This window comes from Shimia sp. R9_1, assembly GCF_017743775.1.
GTDB lineage: Bacteria > Pseudomonadota > Alphaproteobacteria > Rhodobacterales > Rhodobacteraceae > Shimia.
Window position 1 is genome coordinate 24,548 of record NZ_JAGHRN010000002.1, and the last position, 19,623, is coordinate 44,170.

Annotated in this window: 16 protein-coding genes; 3 read left to right on the forward strand and 13 right to left on the reverse strand. The window is 59.3% G+C overall.

Annotated elements, in window-relative coordinates; translation table 11 throughout:
* Positions 1-7: 7 nt before the first annotated feature.
* Genes J7399_RS06585 through J7399_RS06595 form a run of 3 tightly spaced genes read right to left on the reverse strand, consistent with a single transcriptional unit; the run spans position 8 to position 3,839 of the window.
* Positions 8-1,009, reverse strand: a complete 1,002-nt coding sequence (locus J7399_RS06585) for a branched-chain amino acid ABC transporter permease (protein WP_209084861.1) — start codon at positions 1,007-1,009, stop codon at positions 8-10.
* Positions 1,010-1,050: 41 nt separating this feature from the next.
* Positions 1,051-1,872 carry an ABC transporter ATP-binding protein gene (locus J7399_RS06590; protein ID WP_209084863.1) on the reverse strand — a complete coding sequence of 274 codons (822 nt, stop codon included), beginning with the start codon at positions 1,870-1,872 and terminating at the stop codon, positions 1,051-1,053.
* Positions 1,869-3,839, reverse strand: a complete 1,971-nt coding sequence (locus J7399_RS06595) for an AMP-binding protein (RefSeq protein WP_209057489.1) — start codon at positions 3,837-3,839, stop codon at positions 1,869-1,871. The genes J7399_RS06590 and J7399_RS06595 overlap by 4 nt, the downstream gene beginning before the upstream one ends.
* A gap of 208 nt (positions 3,840-4,047) precedes the next feature.
* Between J7399_RS06595 and J7399_RS06600 the strand changes: the two genes are divergently transcribed.
* Both J7399_RS06600 and J7399_RS06605 read left to right on the forward strand, forming a co-directional pair.
* On the forward strand, positions 4,048-5,961 hold the full coding sequence (locus J7399_RS06600) for a PAS-domain containing protein (RefSeq protein ID WP_209084865.1): 1,914 nt from the start codon (positions 4,048-4,050) through the stop codon (positions 5,959-5,961).
* Positions 5,962-5,971: 10 nt separating this feature from the next.
* Positions 5,972-6,679 (forward strand): response regulator transcription factor, encoded by a 708-nt coding sequence (locus tag J7399_RS06605; protein WP_209075890.1) that lies wholly within the window; start codon positions 5,972-5,974, stop codon positions 6,677-6,679.
* Between the two features lie 368 nt (positions 6,680-7,047).
* On the opposite strand, the gene J7399_RS06610 is transcribed toward J7399_RS06605, so the two are convergent.
* From J7399_RS06610 to J7399_RS06645, 8 genes are all read right to left on the reverse strand, one after another.
* A complete protein-coding gene (locus J7399_RS06610) occupies positions 7,048-8,202 on the reverse strand; it encodes an ABC transporter substrate-binding protein (RefSeq protein ID WP_209084867.1) in 1,155 nt (384 codons plus the stop codon).
* Between the two features lie 142 nt (positions 8,203-8,344).
* A complete protein-coding gene (locus J7399_RS06615) occupies positions 8,345-10,237 on the reverse strand; it encodes a long-chain fatty acid--CoA ligase (RefSeq protein ID WP_209084869.1) in 1,893 nt (630 codons plus the stop codon).
* A 13-nt stretch (positions 10,238-10,250) separates the two neighbouring features.
* On the reverse strand, positions 10,251-11,024 hold the full coding sequence (locus tag J7399_RS06620) for an ABC transporter ATP-binding protein (protein WP_209086040.1): 774 nt from the start codon (positions 11,022-11,024) through the stop codon (positions 10,251-10,253).
* Positions 11,024-11,794, reverse strand: coding sequence for an ABC transporter ATP-binding protein (locus J7399_RS06625; protein WP_209057517.1), 771 nt, complete (start codon positions 11,792-11,794; stop codon positions 11,024-11,026). The genes J7399_RS06620 and J7399_RS06625 overlap by 1 nt, the downstream gene beginning before the upstream one ends.
* Positions 11,791-12,876, reverse strand: a complete 1,086-nt coding sequence (locus J7399_RS06630) for a branched-chain amino acid ABC transporter permease (protein WP_209084871.1) — start codon at positions 12,874-12,876, stop codon at positions 11,791-11,793. The genes J7399_RS06625 and J7399_RS06630 overlap by 4 nt, the downstream gene beginning before the upstream one ends.
* A gap of 4 nt (positions 12,877-12,880) precedes the next feature.
* Entirely contained in the window at positions 12,881-13,756 is an 876-nt protein-coding gene (locus tag J7399_RS06635) for a branched-chain amino acid ABC transporter permease (RefSeq protein ID WP_209084873.1), read from the reverse strand.
* A 161-nt stretch (positions 13,757-13,917) separates the two neighbouring features.
* Entirely contained in the window at positions 13,918-15,033 is a 1,116-nt protein-coding gene (locus tag J7399_RS06640) for an acyl-CoA dehydrogenase (RefSeq protein WP_209084875.1), read from the reverse strand.
* Between the two features lie 10 nt (positions 15,034-15,043).
* Positions 15,044-16,225, reverse strand: coding sequence for an acyl-CoA dehydrogenase family protein (locus J7399_RS06645; RefSeq protein WP_209084876.1), 1,182 nt, complete (start codon positions 16,223-16,225; stop codon positions 15,044-15,046).
* A gap of 148 nt (positions 16,226-16,373) precedes the next feature.
* Here J7399_RS06645 and J7399_RS06650 point away from each other — a divergent pair, with 148 nt between their 5' ends.
* Positions 16,374-16,991: a TetR/AcrR family transcriptional regulator gene (locus J7399_RS06650; RefSeq protein WP_247738550.1), complete on the forward strand. Its 618-nt coding sequence runs from the start codon at positions 16,374-16,376 to the stop codon at positions 16,989-16,991.
* Positions 16,992-17,293: 302 nt separating this feature from the next.
* On the opposite strand, the gene J7399_RS06655 is transcribed toward J7399_RS06650, so the two are convergent.
* Positions 17,294-18,280, reverse strand: coding sequence for an adenosine kinase (locus J7399_RS06655; RefSeq protein ID WP_209084877.1), 987 nt, complete (start codon positions 18,278-18,280; stop codon positions 17,294-17,296).
* A complete protein-coding gene (gene nth / locus J7399_RS06660; RefSeq protein ID WP_209084878.1) occupies positions 18,277-18,921 on the reverse strand; it encodes an endonuclease III in 645 nt (214 codons plus the stop codon). The genes J7399_RS06655 and nth overlap by 4 nt, the downstream gene beginning before the upstream one ends.
* Positions 18,922-19,623: the final 702 nt, after the last annotated feature.

A 19,623-nucleotide genomic window follows, 5' to 3' on the forward strand; every position in this document is an offset into this window, starting at 1 on the left:
TTTCGTTTCAGACCCTCTCGATGATTTTTTCCCCAAACAGGCCCTGCGGCCGGAAGACGAGGAAGACGAGTGCCAGCACATAGGCGAACCAGTTTTCGGTTGCGCCGCCGACCAGCGGGCCGATGGTAAATTCAAAGAGCTTTTCACCCACACCGATGATCAGGCCGCCGACAATGGCGCCGGGGATCGAGGTGAAGCCGCCCAGCATCAGCACCGGCAGCGCCTTGAGTGCGATCAGCGAGAGCGAGAACTGCACACCGGATTTGGCGCCCCACATGATGCCCGCCACCAGCGCGACAAAGCCTGCCACGGACCAGACCATGACCCAGATGAAGTTGAGCGAGATGCCCACCGACAGCGCCGCTTGGTGATCGTCGGCCACAGCGCGCATGGCGCGGCCCTGTTTGGTGTACTGAGAGAACAGCACCAGTGCGATCACGAGAATGGTGGCGATCACCGTGGCAATCAGATCGAGCTGATCCAAGAAGAAGCCGTAGAAGTTCTCGTTGCCCATGCCGAGCCATTGGGTGTTTTCCTCAATCCAGAAGCTGCCACCCTGGGGCAGACCCACATCCAGCGTCTTGATGTCAGAGCCCCACATCAGGTCGCCAAAACCTTCGAGGAAATAGGCGAGGCCAATGGTGGCCATGAACAGAATGATCGGCTCCTGGTTGACCAGATGGCGGAACACAAATTTCTGCACCGCCCAGGCGAGGAACACCATGACACCCATGGTCAGAAGGATCGCCAAGATCGCGGGCACATGCCAGCCAAAGTGGTGGATTTCCGTGCCAAGCGCCGCGTTGATCAGATGCGCAAAGGGCACCTGCCCCTTCATGATCCCCACCAGTGTCGCCGCAGAGAACAGCGCCATCACACCCTGGGCGTAGTTGAAGATGCCGGAGGCTTTGTAGATCAGAACGAAGCCCAGCGCGACGAGGGCATAAAGCACTCCTGCCATCAGGCCGTTGAGCACAACCTCGGTGCCGTAGAGAAGACTTTCAGGCATCACAAACGCCTCCGAATTTTTCTTTGAAGTCAGGGATTTGCTTAGTCATGAGCCACCCCCAGATAGGCGTCGATCACATCCTGGTTGTTGCGCACCTCATCTGGTGTGCCGTCCCCGATCTTCTTGCCGTAATCCATCACCACCACGCGGTCGGAAAGATCCATAACCACGCCCATATCGTGCTCGATCAGCGCGATTGTGGTGCCAAATTCATCATTCATATCAAGGATAAAGCGGGACATGTCCTCTTTCTCCTCGACGTTCATCCCGGCCATGGGCTCATCCAGAAGCAGGATCGAAGGCTCCGCCGCCAGTGCGCGCGCTAGCTCGACCCGCTTTTTCAGACCGTAAGGCAGACGCCCCACCGGTGTTTTGCGGATGTGCTGGATTTCAAGGAAGTCGATGATCCGCTCCACAAAGGCGCGGTTTTCCACTTCTTCCTGCTCGGCTTTGCCTTTCCAGAGCGCCTGCTGGATCAGATTGGCGTTCATCTGGCGCAGACGGCCGGTCATCACGTTATCCAGAACGGACATGCCCTCAAACAGCGCGATGTTCTGGAAGGTGCGGGCGATGCCCTGTTGCGCCACCTGATAAGGTTTCATCGGCGGGCGCTTGGATCCTTTGTACCAGACTTCGCCTTCCTGCGGCACATAGAAACCGGAGATCACGTTCAGCATGGAGGATTTGCCCGCACCGTTGGGGCCGATGATCGCGCGGATCTCGCCTTCGCGGATGTCAAAGCTGATGTCGGTGATCGCCTTCACCCCGCCAAAGCGCAGAGTGATGTTTTTCATTTCCATGACCACACCGCCAATGGTGCGGCCGTCGTCGGTGACGAAGCTGTCGTTGCTCATATCGTTCATTCTGCTGCCACCTTGCTGGCCACGGGCACCACTGCGGCGTCGCGCAATTCAAGCGTGGCGCGGATGCTGCCTTTGCGGCCGTCTTCATAGGTCACTTCGGTTTCGGTTGAGACCGAGCTGGCGCCGCCATAGAGCGCATCCACCAGATCCTTGAATTTGTCGGCCACAACCGCACGGCGCACTTTGCGGGTGCGGGTCATTTCGCCGTCATCCGCATCCAGTTCCTTGTGCAGGATGAGGAAGCGGTGGATCTGACAACCGGCCAGCATCGGGTCATCGGCCACGGATTTGTTGACCGTTTCCACATGGCTCTGAATGGACTCAAGCACCTTCGGATGGCCTGCGAGCTCCTGATAGGAGGCATAAGGCACGTTGTTGCGCTCTGCCCAGTTGCCCACCGCCGTCAGGTCGATGTTGATGAAGGCCACGCAGCGATCCTTGCCGCTGCCAAAGAGCACAGCCTCGAGAATGTCGGGATAGAACTTCAGTTTGTTCTCGACATATTTGGGCGCGAACATGGAGCCATCAGCCATTTTGCCCACGTCTTTGGCACGGTCGATGATGCGCAGGTGGCCGGTGTCTTTTTCAAAGAAGCCAGCATCACCGGTTGCCACCCAGCCTTCCGCGTCCTTGGTGGAGGCAGTGCTTTCGGGGTTGTTGTAGTATTCCACAAACACACCGGGGCTGCGGTAGTGGATTTCGCCGGTGTCGTCGATTTTGATTTCCACGTCCGGGCTTGGCACACCCACGGTGTCCGCGCGCACCTGACCGTCCGGCTGGGCGGTGATAAACACGGTGGCTTCGGTCTGACCGTAAAGCTGTTTCAGATTGATGCCGAGGGAGCGGTAGAACTCAAAAATCTCCGGACCAATCGCTTCGCCCGCAGTGTAGCCCACACGCACGCGGCCAAAGCCGAGCGTGTCTTTCAGCGGGCCGTAGATCAGCATATCGCCCAGTTTGTATTTCAGACGATCCATGAAGGGGACGGGGTTGCCGTCCAGAATATCGCCGCCCACTTTTTTGGCGTGCTCCATGAAGTTGTGGAACATCCGGCGTTTGAGGGAGCCTGCGTCTTCCATGCGGATCATGACGTTGGTCAGCTGGGTCTCAAACACGCGCGGCGGGGCGAAGTAGTAGGTTGGTCCGATTTCGCGCAGGTCGGTCATCATCGTGTCGGCGGATTCCGGGCAGTTCACGCAGAAGCCTGTCCAATAGGCCTGACCAATGGAGAAGATGAAATCCCCGACCCATGCCATCGGCAGATAGGCGAGGATCTCTTCGCCCGCTGTGAGCTTGTCAAACTCAGAAGAGTTCTTCGCGCTCTCGATCACGTTGCGGTTGGAGAGCACCACGCCTTTGGGTTTGCCGGTGGTGCCTGAGGTGTAGAGCATCACGCAGGTGCTGTCGTAGGTCAGCTTGCCACGGCGCGCCTCAAGATCGGTGATCCATTCATCCCGTGCCGCGAGGCCCTGCGCCTGAATGTGGCTGAACTCATGCAGCTGGTGGTGATCGTACTTCCGCAGCCCGCGCGGATCGACGTAGATCATATGTTCGAACTGATGCAGGCTGTCCTGAATGTCGATGATCTTGTCGACCTGTTCCTGGTCTTCGACAATCGCATATTTGGCGCCGCAGTGACCGAGGATGTATTCCATCTCCTCTGCCGCGCTGTCCTGATACACAGGCACCGGCACCGCGCCCACGGATTGGGCGGCAACCATCGACCAGTAAAAATAGGGGCGGTTGCGTCCGATGATGGCGACAAAATCGCCCTCCGACACGCCCAGATTGATCAGGCCGAGCGCGAGCGCTTCGATTTCTTCTGCTGTCTTTGCCCAAGTCCAGGTCTGCCAGATCCCAAACTCTTTCTCCCGGTATGCGTCTTTATCCGCAAATTGGGTGGCGTTCCGCTGCAACAGCGCCGGAATGGACGCGAGTCCGCCGGTCGCCTGTGACGACTGTGCCAAATTTCTTTCCTCCCTAAAGCTCGCCCTATTGGTGTTTTGAGCAAGCCAAAACCGTCGAAACGATTCCTCCCCTCACAGTGGGGCTCAGAACAGGCTGCGGGTCAACTTTTTCCTTAACATTTCCTAAACCTTACGAATTGTAACAGCGCGCATTTCGGACTTTCGCTGACCCCGAAACCGGTGTTAGCGATAAGAAAAGGAGAGCTGCATGGCGCATGTGAAAGGGGAAACGCAGGCGATGACCGTCGCCGGGCTGAACCTGATCAAACAGGCTCTGTCGATCTATGACAGCGAGCTGAAACTGGTTGTGGCCAATGCGCGCTTTCGCGAGATGTTCTCTATTCCCAAGGGGTTGATGCAACCCGGGGCGACCTTTGCCGACACCATCGCCTTTCTGATTGAGAATGGCGAATACGGCGCCATTGCGGAGGCTGAGAAGGCGGCGTTCATTCAGGACCGGGTGGAGCGGGCGCTGGCGTTTGAGCCGCATTACTTTGAACGGAAGCGCGCCGACGGGCGCTGGATCAGCGTGGAAGGCTCACCTCTGCCTCAGGGGGGCTGGGTTGCGGTTTACACCGATATCACCTCCACCAAACGGCAGGAGGCGCTGCTGCGCGCGCGCTCTGAGGAGCTGTCAGATCAGGTGCTGCAATATGCCGAGGAGCTGTCTGCCACCAACCGGGAGATGGAGAGCACGGTCAACACGCTGGAGGAGGTCAAACGCCAGCTGACCGAGAGCGAGGCGCGGATGCGGCTGACGGCGGAGATGATGCCGGCCCATATCGCCCATGTGGGGCCGGACTGGATCTACACCTATTCCAACCGCCGCCTCAGCGCGGTGATCCCAGGGCGCCCCTCAGATATTGTGGGCATGCGGGCCGAGGAGGCGCTTGGCGAAAGTGCGTTTCGTGCGATCCGCCCCCACCTTGAGGCGGCGTTTCGCGGCAAGGCCTCGGTGTTTGAGTTCAACGAACATCCGAGCACGCGGCGGATCCGCGTGGCCTTTACGCCGGATGACAGCGAGGGCGCGGCGCGCGGGGTCTATGTGCTGTCGATGGACATCACAGAGGAAACCCAGACCCGCGTTGCCCTGCAACAGACCCGCCGCCGTGAAATCGCGGCGCAGATGACAAGCGGCTTGGCGCATGATTTCTCCAACCTCTTGACCATCATTCTTGGCACCCAGCGCAAGCTGCAGAAGATGGGCCTGCCGGAGGAGGCGCAATCGCTGATTGAGGCCACCCTGGGCGCGGCGCGGCGCGGCGGCACGCTTCTGGACAATCTGGCCAATGTCACCGGCCCGCGGGTGCCCAAGCTTGCCGCCACGGATATGGCGGGCTTTCTGTCTGATCTGGAGACGCTGGCGCGCCCGACGGTCGACAAGAAGGTGGCGCTGATCATTGAAAACAACATTCCTGACGGCGCGCTGATGGTGGATCCGGCGATGTTGCAGGATTCTCTGGTGAACCTGCTGTTGAATGCCGCCCATGCCTGCGGCGCCGGGGGTACGATCCTCTTGATTGCGGAGCTGGTGCAGAACACATGGGTGCAGTTCACGGTGCGCGACACCGGGCCGGGCTTTTCTAAGGAAGCGCTCAGCCGCGCGCTCGATCCGTTCTTCACCACCAAGGGCGCGGATGGATCGGGCCTTGGGCTGGCGATGGTCTATGACATGACCAAGCTGGTGGGGGGCGACATCAAGATCGGCAATGCGGTGAACGGCGGGCAGGTGATCCTGCGGCTGCCGCTGCGCCGGGCGGTGCAGGATGCCACGCCCGGGCTGGCGCTGCTGGTGGAGGACAACCCCGATCTGCGCGGGCTGATCCGCGACATGCTGACCGATATGAAACACACGGTGATCGAGGCCGCCAGCGTGGATGAGGCGCGGGTGCTGCTGGATCAGGTGCCCGAGATCAAGCTGGTGCTTTCCGATATTTCGCTGGAGGGCGAGGCCACAGGTGTTGACCTGATCCGCGAGGTCGGGCGGGAGCGTGTGCCAACTTACCTTATGACCAGCTTGCCCCAGAGCCACACGCTCTATATCGAAGGGGCGGCGCGGGCGCCGGTGCTGCCCAAACCCTTTACGGCCAAACAGTTAGACCAATTTTTGCACCCGAAGTGAGGCCCTGTTTATGACTGCTCCGCTTGTCACCATTCTGGACGATGAACCGGATATCCGCATGATTTTGGCGGATGCGCTGGAGGATGCGGGCTTTCGCACCATGGCGTTTTCGCGGGCCACCGAATTTGAAGCTGCTTTGAAATCCACCACGCCGGATGTCTGCCTTGTGGATCTGGGCTTGCCGGACAAAGACGGGCTGACGCTGGTGCATCGGCTGGCGCTGGAGGTGGGCGCGGCGGTGATCATCATTTCCGGGCGCGCGCAGGTGCAGGACCGGATCACCGGGCTGGAGCTGGGCGCGGATGACTACATCATCAAACCCTTTGACCCGACCGAAGTGGTGGCGCGCGTGCGCGCACGGCTGCGCAAAGACCGTGCGGCTGCGCCGGTGGCGGTGGCCAATACCGCCGAGTTCAACGGTTGGACCGCCTATTTTGACCGCTATGTGCTGGAAGATGAGACCGGCGCGGAGACAACATTCAGCCATGCGGAAGGCGAAGTGCTGCGGCTGTTTCTTGACAGCCCCAAGCGGCTGATCAGCCGGGCGCAGATGCAGGAGACTTTGGGCGGCGCGGCTGGCGAGAGCTTTGACCGGGCCATGGATGTGCGGATTTCACGCCTGCGCACCAAATTGCAGGAAGACCCCAAAAACCCGCGCCTTATCAAAACGATCTACGGTGCCGGATATATTTTCCTTGGGGATGTGAGCTGGCGCTGACGCTGCGTATGTAGGATCTCCGAACGCGATCTACACTATATGTAGATTTTGCACCCAAAATAGCGTAGACTGATATCAGGCGGCAACTAGAGGCCGCAAAATGCGGGCTGCTCTGCAGAATGGGGCAGACAGCGCGCGCACAGGCGGACTGGGAAGCCACCAACGGGGCAGCCGCGACACGCTGGGCGCGGCAGCACCTCGGGGACAGATACAACAAAAGGTCACTCCCGCCTTCCCCGCAGACCAGACCATCGGCTGCGGGGAATTTTTATGTGCCTCATGGTCTATTTTACAGTCAGCACTTTTGCTTCCATCAAAAGAAAAGGCGCGCCCGATGACGCGCCTTCCTAAGTCTATGTGCCTCAGGCTTATTTCACCGCGAGGGTTTTCCAGCCGCCGTTTTCCACAACGGACACCACAACCACATCCGCGCCGCGGTGGTCGTCCGGGCCGTAGGTGATCTGCACATCGGTCAGCTCATCGGCGTAGTCCAGAGACTCCATGGCCGCGAGGAAGCTTTCATGGGTGAGGTCGGCACCGGCGGCTTCGAGCGCGCGCACCACAGTGTCTGCGGCGGAGTAGCCAAGCATGGCAAAGCCTGAGGCGGGCTGGTCAAACTTGGCTTTGTAATCCGCGATGAATTTGGCCGGTACCGGATCGGCCGCGCGCTCATACAGATCACGCCAGCCCGCAGCGGCATAAAGCCCGTCAGTCACGCCGCCCGGCACCTGTGCCACCGGCTCCAGAAAGCCTGCGGAGGTGTTGAGGAATTTCACATCGGTCCAGCCGAGCTTTTTGGCGGTGCCCACCACGGTGATGCCCTGACGCACGCCCAGCGCCATGGTGACGATGTCACATTCAGCCGCTTTCAGCTTGGTCAAGGAGCCGACAAAATCCAGCTCGTCAGGCTTGTGGGTGGTTTCCCCCGCCATGGTAAGGCCCAGCGTTTCGGCCGCATCGGCGGTGGATTCCGCGATCTCTTTGCCGAAGTCAGACGGGATATACATGGAGCAGACTTCTTGGGCGCCAAACTCCTCTGCCAGATAGGTCACGCCCACCTGCACCTGATCGTAATAGCTTGAGAAAGCGATGAATTTATTGTCGACCGGATCCTGCAGCATCTGGCGCGCGGCCGAGAGCGGGCCGATGTTGGGAATGCCTTTAGAGTCCAGCAGTTTGAAACCGGCGGTGTTCATCGGCGTGCCAAGGCTGAGCAGCATGGCAAAGACCTTGTCGCGGTTGAGCAGCTTGTTGTAGCCCTGCATCGCGCGCGGGATCTGGTAGCCGTTGTCCTCCACAACAAACCGGATCTGACGCCCATGCACGCCACCGGCGCTGTTGGCTTCTTCAAAGCGCATATTGGCGCCGTTCACCGCGGGAACACCCACGGCGGCAAAAATGCCGCTAAGGTCATTGACCGAGCCGATCACCACTTCGCTGTCGCTCACGCCCTGCGTGTCCGCAGCAACCTGAGACGCCAGCGCCGCCGCGCCAACCGCCAGTGCAGTCGTCAGATGTTTCATAGTTTCCTCCCGTTAATCTGTGGTCTGAGGCCACGTGAATGCGTGGCAGTTTGCGTTTAACTTGAACCGCTTATTCGTTGCCTCTCCCGAGTGGTCGAATGCGAAAAGCGATCCGCATACCTGAGATAAAACGCGAACTGCCTCAGTACATCTCCTCAATCAGGCTTGCGTGTTTCTTCTCCACAAAGCTGCGCTTGAGCTTCATGGTGGCTGTCAGTTCCTCGTCCTCTGCGGTGAGCAGCACGTTGATGAGACGGAAATCCTTGATCTGTTCGACGCGGGCGAACTCCTTGTTGACCGCATCCACCTCTCCCTTGATGAGATCGACCACATCCTGCGCCGCGCAGAGTGAGGCAAAATCGGAAAACGGCACTTTGCGGTCCTGGGCGTATTTCTCCACGTTTTCCTGATCGATCATGATCAGACAGCTGAGGTATTTGCGCGCATCGCCAATCACCACCGCATCGGAAATATAGTGGCTGAACTTCAGACGGCTTTCGATCTCAGCGGGCGTGATGTTCTTGCCGCCGGCGGTGATGATGATGTCTTTGAGACGCCCGGTGATGGTGACAAAGCCGTCCTCATCGACGCGGCCCACATCGCCCGTGCGCAGCCAGCCGTCAGCGGTGAAGGTCTCTGCCGTCTTTTCATTGTTGCGCCAGTAGCCCTGAAAGTTGTTGAGCCCCATGGTCTGGATTTCGCCATCCTCGGCAATGCGCACCTGAAAGCCGGGGCAGGATTTGCCCACGGTGCCGATCTTGTTTTCGTCAGGCAGGTTGATGGAGCAGAGCCCGGCGTTTTCGGTCATGCCGTAGCCCTCAAGCAGGGTCACGCCAATCGCCCAATACCAGCGGATCAGCTCTGGTGAAATCGGTGCGGCCCCAGTGCCGCCACGGCGCATTTTGTCCATACCAAGCATCCGGCGCAGGTTGCGCAGCACCAGAAAATCCCAGACCGCATAGTTGATCTGTGTGCCCATCGGCACCGGTTTGCGTTCCAGCAGATAGTCCGCGCGTTTGAGCCCTGCCTTGACCGCCATGGAAAAGGCAAAGCGGCCAATGGGCGTGGCCTCCTGCGCCAGCACCAGAACGCGGGAATAGATCTTTTCCCACACGCGCGGCACGGCGGTGAAATGCGCAGGCGAGACCTCGCGCAGGTTGTCAAACACCGTCTCCGGGCTTTCGGCAAAATTCACCGTGGCCTTGCCGGCAATCGGGAAATAGGCCGACACATTGCGCTCCAGAATATGACAGAGCGGCAGGAAACAGAGCTGTTCGTCTTTGTCAGAGGTCGGCAAGGCGTGTGCGCCAGAGACACAGGCGGAGATGATGTTTTCCTGAGACAGCATGGCCCCTTTGGGCATGCCTGTGGTGCCGGAGGTGTAGATCAGAAGCCCGGTGTCATCGGGTTTGGCCTTGGTGATCTCGGCCTCAAACATGCCGGGGTTTTCGGCCGCAAAGGCGCGCCCAGTGTCATAGAGATCTTCGATGAAGACGCATTTTTCGTGGCGCAGGTCGTGCAGCCCGTCCTGATCCAGAATGATGACCTTCACCACATGGCTGGCCTGATCCTCAATCTCCAGAAACTTATCAAGCTGCTCGTCGTTTTCCACAAACAGGAAGCGGCTGCCGCTGTCGCGCAGAAGGTATTCGAGCTGGCTGGCGCTGTCGGTGGTGTAGACGCCTGAGGCGATGCCGCCGACACATTGAATGCCCATGTCGGCATAGAGCCATTCCTTGCGGTCCTCGGACAGGATCGAGACCACCTCGCCGCGCTCAAGGCCCAGCGCGCGCAGGCCCATGCCGATCCATTTGGCGTGCTCCCAATAGTCGCGCCAGGAGTAGCTTTGCCAGATGCCGAGGTCTTTTTCGCGGTGCGCGGTGCGGGTGCCCAACTGCTCGCAGCGTTTCTGAAACAGGCGCACCATGGTGTCGCAGCCGTCCACAAGCGCGGGGCGCTGACCGGGAATGGCGGAGACAATCACCCCGTTGATTTCAACCTGTTCCGGCGGGCGGGATGTGTTGTGAATGTTCATGTCCAATCCTCCCTCAGCGCCACGTTTTCTTGCGTTTCCAGCGGCGTTCACCACGCGCGCCTTCTTCCTGATGGCCAAGATAGAAGGCTTTGATGTCTTCGCTTTCCATCAGCCGGTCGGCGGTGTCGTCCATCACGATGCGGCCCACCTCCATGACGTAGCCCACATCAGCCAGCTCCAAGGCAACTTTGGCGTTTTGCTCCACCAGCATCATGGTCACGCCTTCATCTTTGTTCAGGCGGCGCAGAATTGCAAAAATCTCCTGCACCAGCAGCGGAGACAGGCCGAGGGACGGCTCATCCAGAAGCATGATTTTGGGCCGCAGCATCAGGCCGCGCCCAATGGCGAGCATTTGTTGCTGCCCCCCCGATAGCGTGCCCGCTTCTTGGCCGCGGCGTTCGGCGAGAATGGGGAAATAGTCAAAGACCATCTGCCGGTCTTTTTCGATCTCCGCCTTGTCAGACCGGGTGTAGGCCCCCAGAGAGAGGTTTTCATCCACCGTCAGCAGCGGGAAGACTTCGCGGCCCTCGGGCACATGCACAATGCCTTCCTGCACCACCTTATGCGGCTCCATGCCCTGAATTTCGCGGCCCTCAAAAACCACCTGTCCTTTTTCGGGGTCCATGATGCCGGAGATGGTTTTCAGAAGCGTGGATTTGCCTGCGCCATTGGCGCCAAGCACGGTGACCACCTGCCCTTTTTCCACCTGAAGCGAAACACCACGGATCGCCATGATCGGGCCGTAGAAGCTTTCGATGTTTTTGATATCAAGCACTGTTTCGCCCATCATGCCGCCCCCGCGCCCAGATAGGCCTCAATCACCGCCGGATCAGATTGCACCTGCGCGGGCGTGCCTTCGGCCAGTTTGGCCCCATCGGCCAGCGCCAGCACGCGGTCTGAGACACCGGAGACCAGCCCCATATCGTGCTCCACCATCAGAACGGTGATGCCCATCTGTTTGCGGATGTCATCAATCCACCAGCGCATGTCCTGGGTTTCTTCGACCGACAGCCCTGAGGCGGGTTCATCCAGCAGCAAGAGGCGCGGGCCAGAAGACAGCGCGCGGCCCAGTTCCACCACCTTGCGCACACCATACGGCAGACCGGCAATCATCTTGTCGCGATAAGGCTGCAGATCAAGGAAATCGATCACCTCTTCCACCGCCTCGCGATGGCGTTTCTCCTCGCGCCGCGCCTTGGGCGTAAAGAGCATCTCCTGAACCATATTGGTCTGACGATGGCGATGCCGCCCCACCAGAAGGTTTTGCAAAACGGTCGCGTGGTCAAACAGTTCGATGTTCTGAAAGGTGCGCGCGATGCCGAGATCAGCCACCGAGTCTGCATTGCGCGCCAGCAGGTCGTTGCCATCAAAGCTGATCGATCCGGCATAGGGATCGTAAAACCGCGAGATCAGGTTGAAGACCGTGGATTTGCCAGCACCGTTGGGGCCGACAATGGCGTAGACCTCGCCTTCATCCACCGAAAACGTCAGATCATTGACCGCAACCACACCGCCAAATTTGAGCGTTGCGTTGGTGATTTCCAAAAGATGGCTCATCTCAACCGCTCCGTCTTCAAATAACTTTTTTGGCGTTTGAACATGTCTTTGCGTGCAAAGGGGAAGAGCTCAAACCAGATGCGGATTTTCATCCAACGCCCGTAGATGCCCATGGGTTCAAACAGGATGAAAAGGATGAGGATCATGCCGAAGACGCCGGTTTCCAGCCCCGGAATGGCAACAGAGCCGCCGCCGATCAGGTCTTTGGTGATCGACAGAAACTGCGGCAGGAAGGCCACCACCACCGCGCCAAAGAACGCGCCGTGGATGGAGCCAAGGCCGCCAATCACAATCATCATCAGGAGCGTGATGGAGATCACGATACTAAAAGTCTCGTTGTTAAAGGCCCCGGCGTAGAACCCCATCAGCGCGCCCGCGAGGCCGGTGATGGTGCAGGAAATCCCGAAGGCCGCCGCCTTGGTGCGCGCGATGTGTACCCCCATGGCGGTGGCGGAGACCTCGCTGTCGCGCACCGCGGCAAAGGCGCGGCCCAGCGGCGCGCGCAAGAGGTTGCGATACCCCAGCGTGCAGAGGATCGTGACCGTAAGCACCAGCCAATAGAAGCGGTCCGGTGTGGTCCAGCGCTCAATCTCGATGCCGAAGATGGTGATCATCGGGGCAAATTTGCCCGACACCCCGTCGGTGACCGGCTCCATCAGCACGATGATGTCATCAGCCAGAATGGAGAGCGCGATGGTGGCAATGGCGAGATAGATGCCATGCAGGCGGATGGCGGGAATGGCGATGATGGTGCCAACAACGCCGGTGAGGATGCCAGCGGCTGGGAAGGCGATCAGGAAGGGCCAGCCCTGCTCCATGAAGATCACACAGGAATAACAGCCCAGCGCAAGAAAAGCGGCGTGGCCGAGGCTGGCCTGTCCGGTCTGTCCGGTGAGCAGCATCAGCCCCAGACCGGCGATGGCCCAGATCAGCACGTTGGTGACTTCGCCAAGGTAGAATTCGTCAATCAGCCAAGGCAGCAGCACGGCGATGACAATCAGCGCGGCATAGACACAGAAGCTCCAGAGGTCCGGAAAGAGGCGGATGTCATGGTCATAAGAGGTTTTGAAATGTATCCGCATCGGCTCAGACCTTCTTTGTGCGGACCTGTGAGAACAGGCCGTGGGGTCGGAAGACGAGTACGAAGAGCAGGAGCGCATAGGGCGCGATCTGGCTGTATCCGGCGGCGAGATAGCGCGCAGCGAAGGGTTCGATCACCCCCACAATCAGCCCGCCCATGAGCGCGCCGGGCAGGCTGCCAAAGCCACCGATGACAGCGGCGGCAAAGGCTTTGATGCCCAAAAGCCCGGCGTTGGGGTCAATCGCACCCTTGGAGGCAAAGAGGATGCCAGCAACCGCTGCGGTTGCACCGGATAAGCCCCAGATCATGCCCTGCACACGTTTCACCGGAATGCCCATGAAGTAGGCCGCCATCTGGTTTTGGCTGGCCGCCTGCATGGCGAGCCCCAGTTTTGTGCGCTGAAAGAACTGATAGAGGAAGAAGGTCAGGAGCACAGTGACGACAATCACCGCGATGTCGGCCATGCCAAGCACCACACCGCCCACATTGAAATCACCAATCGCAAGCGGGCTTTCCAGCGTCTGGGGCTCGTGGCTCCAGATCGCACCTGCGACAAAGCGGATCACAAAGCCCAGCGCGATGGTGAGGATCACCACGGCGACCTGACTTTGCCCGAAGAGATGGCGCAGCACAAAGAAATCAAGCAGATAGCCCAGCACCGCCATGATGGCGATGGCCAGAGGGGCCGCCAACCAGAAGGGCAGCCCCATGTAATGCGCATTCGTGAGGCCCAAAGTAATAAAGGCGCCGAGCATCATGAAATCGCCTTGGGCGAAATTCACCTGTTCGGTCGCCTTATAGATCAGCACGAAGCCAAGCGCGATCAAGCCATAGACACAGCCGTTCGCAAGCCCGCTGACGAGCAGTTGCACAACTTCCAATGTTTCCTCCCATGCCGACATTTTTTTGCCAGCTTTCCAGGATCAGTGTCCGAAGGTAATATTGTTGCGTCAAGCCTCCCGTTTGACGAATTCTTGAAAACCCCGTTACTTCACCCTATTTTTGCATACGCCTCCGTAGGTTAGCGCCTTTTCAACCCTTGCTAGATACCGCGGTGCCGCAAAAGCCATTCGGTGTGGCAACCTGCGTCGCCGAGAAACTCGGTCAATGCGCGGTCCCGTTTCATGAAAAGCCCGAGGTCCATCTCGTCGGTCATGCCGATGCCGCCATGCATCTGCACCCCCTCTTCCGTGGCCTGCTGCCCCACATGGGCCATCTTGGCTTTGGCGGCGCGGCTGAGCGCCTCAGCCTCTTCGCTGCCCGCATCAATGGCGTTGAGCGCGCGGGCGATCAGCGAGCTGGTCTGTTCCAATTCGCAGTTCAGATCTGCCGCGCGGTGCTGAAGCGCCTGAAACTGGCCAATCAACAGGCCAAATTGTTTGCGAGTGCGCAGGTATTCAAAGGTCTGCTCTGCGGCGGCCTTGGCCACGCCGAGTTGCTCTGCGGCGGCCACCGCACGGCCCAGACAGAGCGCGTGATCCAAGGCTTTTTGCGCCGCTGCGCCCGTGGCAAGAACCGCCCCTTTGGGCACAGATACCTCATCCAAGTGCACCAACGCCGCATTGCGTTGATCCAGAAGCAGCTGTGGTGTGATCACACACCCTTTGGCCGCCGGGTCCACCAGTACAAGCGCCAGCCCTTCCACAGACTGGGCCACCACGATCAGACGGTCTGCGCCGCTGCCATCCACCACAAAACTCTTGCGGCCCGTCAGGGTCAGACTGTCGCCCGTTTGGGTCAGCGTGGTTGTGATCCGGCCGGGGCGGTGTTTGGCCCCCTCCTCCAGCGCCAGCGCCACAATGGCAGCCCCGCTTGCAATCTTTGCGCCCCATTCCGAGAGCGCCGTGCCGCCGGTCTGGCGCAGCAGGGACGCCGACAGAACCGCCGTGGACAAAAACGGTGCCACTGTCAGGTTGCGCCCGATCTCCTCGGCAATCACGCCTGCAGCCCGTGCGCCAAAATCTGCGCCGTCGACCTCTTCAGGCAGAAGAATGCCCATCCAGCCCAGCTCGGCGAACTCGGTAAGGATCGCGCGTGTATCACCCTGCGCAGCGCTGTTCTCGCGCAAGGCCCGAAACGCCGTGATCGGGTGGGATTTGCTAAGATAGGCCGCGGCGGCATCGGCCACCATCTGGTGATCGTCATTTAAGATTTCCATCTCCGCCCCCTCAGCTTGGCAAATTCAGAACGGCTTTGGACAAGATGCCCAGCATCACCTCAGAGGTGCCGCCTTCGATGCTATTGCCTTTGGAGCGCAGCCAATCCTGCGCCGCCTGCCCTGCGTCATTGGCAGGGCCTTCCCACACGAGATCATCTGCGCCACCCGCTGCGACCCGCAAGCTTTGACGGCGCTTGTTGAGTTCGGTGCCGAGATATTTCAGCTCCGCAGAGCGCGCGCCCAGCTCGTTGCCCGCCCGCATGTAGGCGCGGGTCATATCCACATGGGCGTCAAAGGCCATTTCATCCACCAGAAAGCGCCCCAGCTCCGCGCGCATCATCGGATCATCCAGCCGCCCGGTGTCATCGAGCCCAATGGCCTGTGACGCATCAGCGATCAGATCGGTTTTGGCAAAGATCGCCGCATCAGAGCCGCCGATCATCTCGCGCTCATGGGTCAGCAGATATTTGGCAATGGTCCAGCCCTGCCCGCGTGCGCCGACGATCTGATCCTTGGGCACCTGCACGGCATCAAAGAAGGTCTCACAAAACGGCGATGCGCCGGAGATCAGCTTGATCGGTTTGGTGGTGACGCCTTCGCTGGCCATGTCAAACAACAGGAAGGAAATGCCGGTGTGTTTCTTGGCGTCAGGCTCGGTGCGCACCAGACAGAAAATCCAGTCCGCCTTATCGGCATAAGAGGTCCAGATCTTCTGGCCGCTCACCTCAAAATAGGCACCCTTGTCCTCGCCTTTGGTCTGCAGACTGGCCAGATCGGAGCCCGCGCCCGGCTCGGAATAGCCCTGACACCAGCGGATCTCTCCCCGCGCGATCTGCGGCAGGTAATGGCGTTTCTGGGCTTCGGTGCCGAATTCCAGCAGCGCTGGCCCCAGCATCCAGATGCCAAAGCTCTGCAAAGGCGGGCGGGCATTGATCCGCGCCATTTCTTCGGACAGGATTTTCTGCTCTGGCCCTGACAATCCGCCACCGCCGTAGGCTTTGGGCCAGGCCGGCACGGTCCAGCCACGGGCGGCCATCACGTCGAGCCACTCTTTTTGAGCCGAAGACTGAAACACGTAGTTTCGCCCGCCCCAGCAGATGTCATTCTCGCCCATCGGCGCGCGCATTTCGGCGGGGCAATGGGTGGCAAGCCAATCCCGTGTCTCTTGGCGGAATTGCGCCAGATCCGTCATTTCAAATCCTCCCTGCTCAGCCGCAGGCTTGAAATGACAGGTGCCCGGCGGTGATCTTGCAGGGAGGATGCAAACATACTACTTAGTATGCTGTCAATTCAGCCCGTGACGCCGACGTAGCGTCAAGCCAGCCGCGCAGGAGCCTTTCTTGAGCCCGACTTCGCCCCCGATCAGCCGGTCAAAATCCGAAATCCTGGACGCGGCCGCGCATGTTTTTATGACACTTGGCGCAGATGCGGCCTCCATCGACGATGTGGCGCGCCACCTTGGCGCCACCAAAGGCCGGATCTACCACCACTTCCCCTCCAAAGGCGCGTTGCTGGGGGAGGTCTGCCTGCGCGCGGCGGCTTTTGCCCATGAGGCGGTGGCCCCGGTGATCGACACGCCGCTCCCGCCGGAGGACAAACTGCGCCAAATGATCCTTGCGCATGTGCCCGCCGTGCTGGGCACGCTGCCCTATCACAAGGTGATCATTCAGTCCTATCTCGGCATCATGCAGAAATCGACGACCGCGCAGGAACGCGCACTTTTTGACGGGATCCGCGCAGAACGCGCCGCCTATCAGGATTTGTTCCGCGCCGTCATTGCGGAAGGCATGGAAGCAGGCCGGTTCAAACAACAGAACCTCTCCATCGCACTGCAATCGCTGCTGCTTTTGGTGAATGCGCCGGTGTTCTGGTATCAGCCGCGTGCCGATGAGCCTGAGGAGTTCATTCCTGATCTCGCGGCACAACTGGCAGATATGGCGATCGCCTCTTTGACGTAGGCTGCGCCTGCCCCTAGGTGCATCTGCCCCATCAGCCTTGCATGAAGACGCCAAGGACGCGCTTTGGATATTTGAGGAATGAGAAGCCTTTTAAGACAATCTTAAACTTAAGTTGCCAAGATGTTCTGGCGGTACAGGCTGGGAAGCCGATGGCCGTGAATGAGAAGCGCCTCAATGTCCTGCGAGCCGCGCGCGTGGCGTCTGGCGGTGACATTGAGGCGCGCTTGGCTTCTCATTCTCAAAATATCCCCGCCGGAGGCATTCCGCAAAATGCCACCAGCGGATTGGTCTGCAATGGCGCGTCAGCCGAGCAGACCGGCCTTTTGGAACAGAGCTTTCACATCATTCTCCGGGCGCGCGCCGTAGTGGCTGATCACTTCTGCCGCCGCGATGCAGCCCATTTTGCCGGAGGTTTCCAGCGACTGTCCGGTGGCCACACCATAGAGGAAGCCACAGGCAAACTGATCCCCGGCGCCGGTGGCATCCACTGGCACAATTTCATTCACCGCAACGGTGGCCTCTTCCTCGCCGCTGAGCAGCACCACGTCTTTGCCTGAGCGGGTGCAAACCACCATGCCAGCGTCCTGAGCGGCCTGTTCAAGCGCGGTGCTGAGGTCGGTCTGATAGAGCGAGGCCCATTCGTGTTCATTGCCGATCACGAAATCCAGTTCTTTCACCAAACGGCGGAAATCGTCGCGGTGGCGCTCTACGCAGAAAGGATCAGACAGGGCAATGCCCGCCTTGCCGCCGCCGTCGCGGCAGAGTTTGGCAGCGCGCTCAAAGGCTTCTTTGCCTTTGGGTTTGTCATAGAGGTAGCCCTCAAGGAACAGGAGCTGTGCCTGACCGGCCACATCATCAGAAACGTCATCCGGGCCAACCTCAGAGGAGATGCCCAGATAAGTGTTCATGGAACGCTCGCCATCCGGGGAGACAAAGATCATCGAGCGCGAGGTCGGCAGCTCGCCGCCTGGCACCGGCGGGTTCACAAAATCGGTGCCGCCGGTCTCCATGGATTGCGCATAAAACTGGCCCAGCGCGTCATCATGCACACGGCCGATGAAGGCAGTCGAAAGGCCCAGCGCACCGAGGCCCGCCAGCGTGTTTGCCACCGAGCCGCCCGGCGCCTGTGTGCGGTTGGTCATCGCCGCATAGAGCATCTCGCCGCGCTCTTTTTCCACAAGCTGCATGATGCCTTTCTCGATCCCCATAAGATCCAGAAAGCTGTCATCCGACTGGCTGATCACATCAACAATGGCGTTGCCGATGCCGACAACCTGATAGTTTTTCATAGGTTTTTGTCCTCAAAAAGGCAGAGATCGCGGATGAGACAGGTGCCACAGAGCGGCTTGCGTGCTTTGCACACATAGCGGCCGTGCAGGATCATCCAATGATGGGCGTGGAGTTGAAAATCCACGGGGATATGGTCTTCGATGGCGCGCTCAACCACCACCACATCTTTGCCCGGGCAGACGCCGGAGCGGTTGCCAAAACGGTAGATGTGGGTGTCCACAGCCTGGGCCGGATATTGCCACCACATGTTCAAAACCACATTGGCGGTCTTGCGGCCCACACCGGGCAGGCTTTCCAGCGCGGCGCGGGAATTCGGCACCACGCCACCGTACTGTTCCACCAGAATGCGGGAGAGCTTGATCACATTCTTGGCTTTGTTGCGGTAAAGACCAATGGTCTTGATGTGCTCGATCAGAGCGTCTTCGCCCAAATCCAGCATTTTCTGTGGGGTGTCGGCCACCTTGAAGAGTTCTTTGGTGGCGCGGTTCACACCGGCGTCGGTTGCTTGCGCCGACAGCGCGACAGCCACCACCAATGTATAGACGTTGACATGGTCAAGTTCGCCTTTGGGGTGGGCCTCAGCTGCCTCAAACCGGGTGAAGATCTCGCGGATCGTGTGGTAATCAAGTTGCTTTGCCATCGCGGCCTGTTTTGCACGGGCCTGCGCGGTGAAACAACCCCGCAGAGGGCGGGCAGAGCACGCGAAGGAGAATCGCCTCACCTGTTTCAGGTTGCATTGCCCCTCCTTCAGACCGAACTCAGGGCGAGGGCACGGCAAATCTGACGGGGCAGTATTGTGCCCCGTGCATATGATGGAATTCTTGGCGATTCCCTTTTGGAGCCGCCGCAGTGCAGAACCCCTGTGGCTGGCAGGTCACAGCAATCCGGGGTCAACACGCCCCGAAACAAGGGAAAAACACAGCATTTGTGATGCCGCACTGCCGACAACGAAAGTTTGTATAAAATACACGTATTAAGAGAGAGTGAATCCGCGGGCATTTGAGCCAATTTGGAATTTTCATTACCAGACAGGCACTTATCCACCTGTGGATAGATTCTTTTTCTGAATCATCTGAGTCAAGATCGAAGTTCAGTTGCCCGCGTGAGCACCAGCTTGCTAGTTTCTCACAGCGATTCACATCGCCTTGGGGGGGACAGACGCTGACACATTATGGCTTTGCCATGCCAGCCTGCTGATCCGGTTACATCGTAGATGTAACTTTATCAGTTGGCAGGGTGCCTGCTGTTCCAACAAATCTGCGCTTGCGCATTTAGAGAATCTCAACCGGGGAATAGGGACCCCCGGAACGGTTGAGGTTTGTCTAATTTGTTGCCGTTTTGG

Coding starts and splice junctions, on each gene's coding strand:
- J7399_RS06625 (WP_209057517.1), bottom strand. CDS start 11,794: ATGAGCCATCTTTTGGAAATCACCAACGCAACGCTCAAATTTGGCGGT.
- J7399_RS06640 (WP_209084875.1), bottom strand. CDS start 15,033: ATGGAAATCTTAAATGACGATCACCAGATGGTGGCCGATGCCGCCGCG.
- J7399_RS06630 (WP_209084871.1), bottom strand. CDS start 12,876: ATGCGGATACATTTCAAAACCTCTTATGACCATGACATCCGCCTCTTT.
- J7399_RS06585 (WP_209084861.1), bottom strand. CDS start 1,009: ATGCCTGAAAGTCTTCTCTACGGCACCGAGGTTGTGCTCAACGGCCTG.
- J7399_RS06610 (WP_209084867.1), bottom strand. CDS start 8,202: ATGAAACATCTGACGACTGCACTGGCGGTTGGCGCGGCGGCGCTGGCG.
- J7399_RS06590 (WP_209084863.1), bottom strand. CDS start 1,872: ATGAACGATATGAGCAACGACAGCTTCGTCACCGACGACGGCCGCACC.
- J7399_RS06615 (WP_209084869.1), bottom strand. CDS start 10,237: ATGAACATTCACAACACATCCCGCCCGCCGGAACAGGTTGAAATCAAC.
- J7399_RS06605 (WP_209075890.1), top strand. CDS start 5,972: ATGACTGCTCCGCTTGTCACCATTCTGGACGATGAACCGGATATCCGC.
- J7399_RS06600 (WP_209084865.1), top strand. CDS start 4,048: ATGGCGCATGTGAAAGGGGAAACGCAGGCGATGACCGTCGCCGGGCTG.
- J7399_RS06655 (WP_209084877.1), bottom strand. CDS start 18,280: ATGAAAAACTATCAGGTTGTCGGCATCGGCAACGCCATTGTTGATGTG.
- nth (WP_209084878.1), bottom strand. CDS start 18,921: ATGGCAAAGCAACTTGATTACCACACGATCCGCGAGATCTTCACCCGG.
- J7399_RS06620 (WP_209086040.1), bottom strand. CDS start 11,024: ATGGGCGAAACAGTGCTTGATATCAAAAACATCGAAAGCTTCTACGGC.
- J7399_RS06645 (WP_209084876.1), bottom strand. CDS start 16,225: ATGACGGATCTGGCGCAATTCCGCCAAGAGACACGGGATTGGCTTGCC.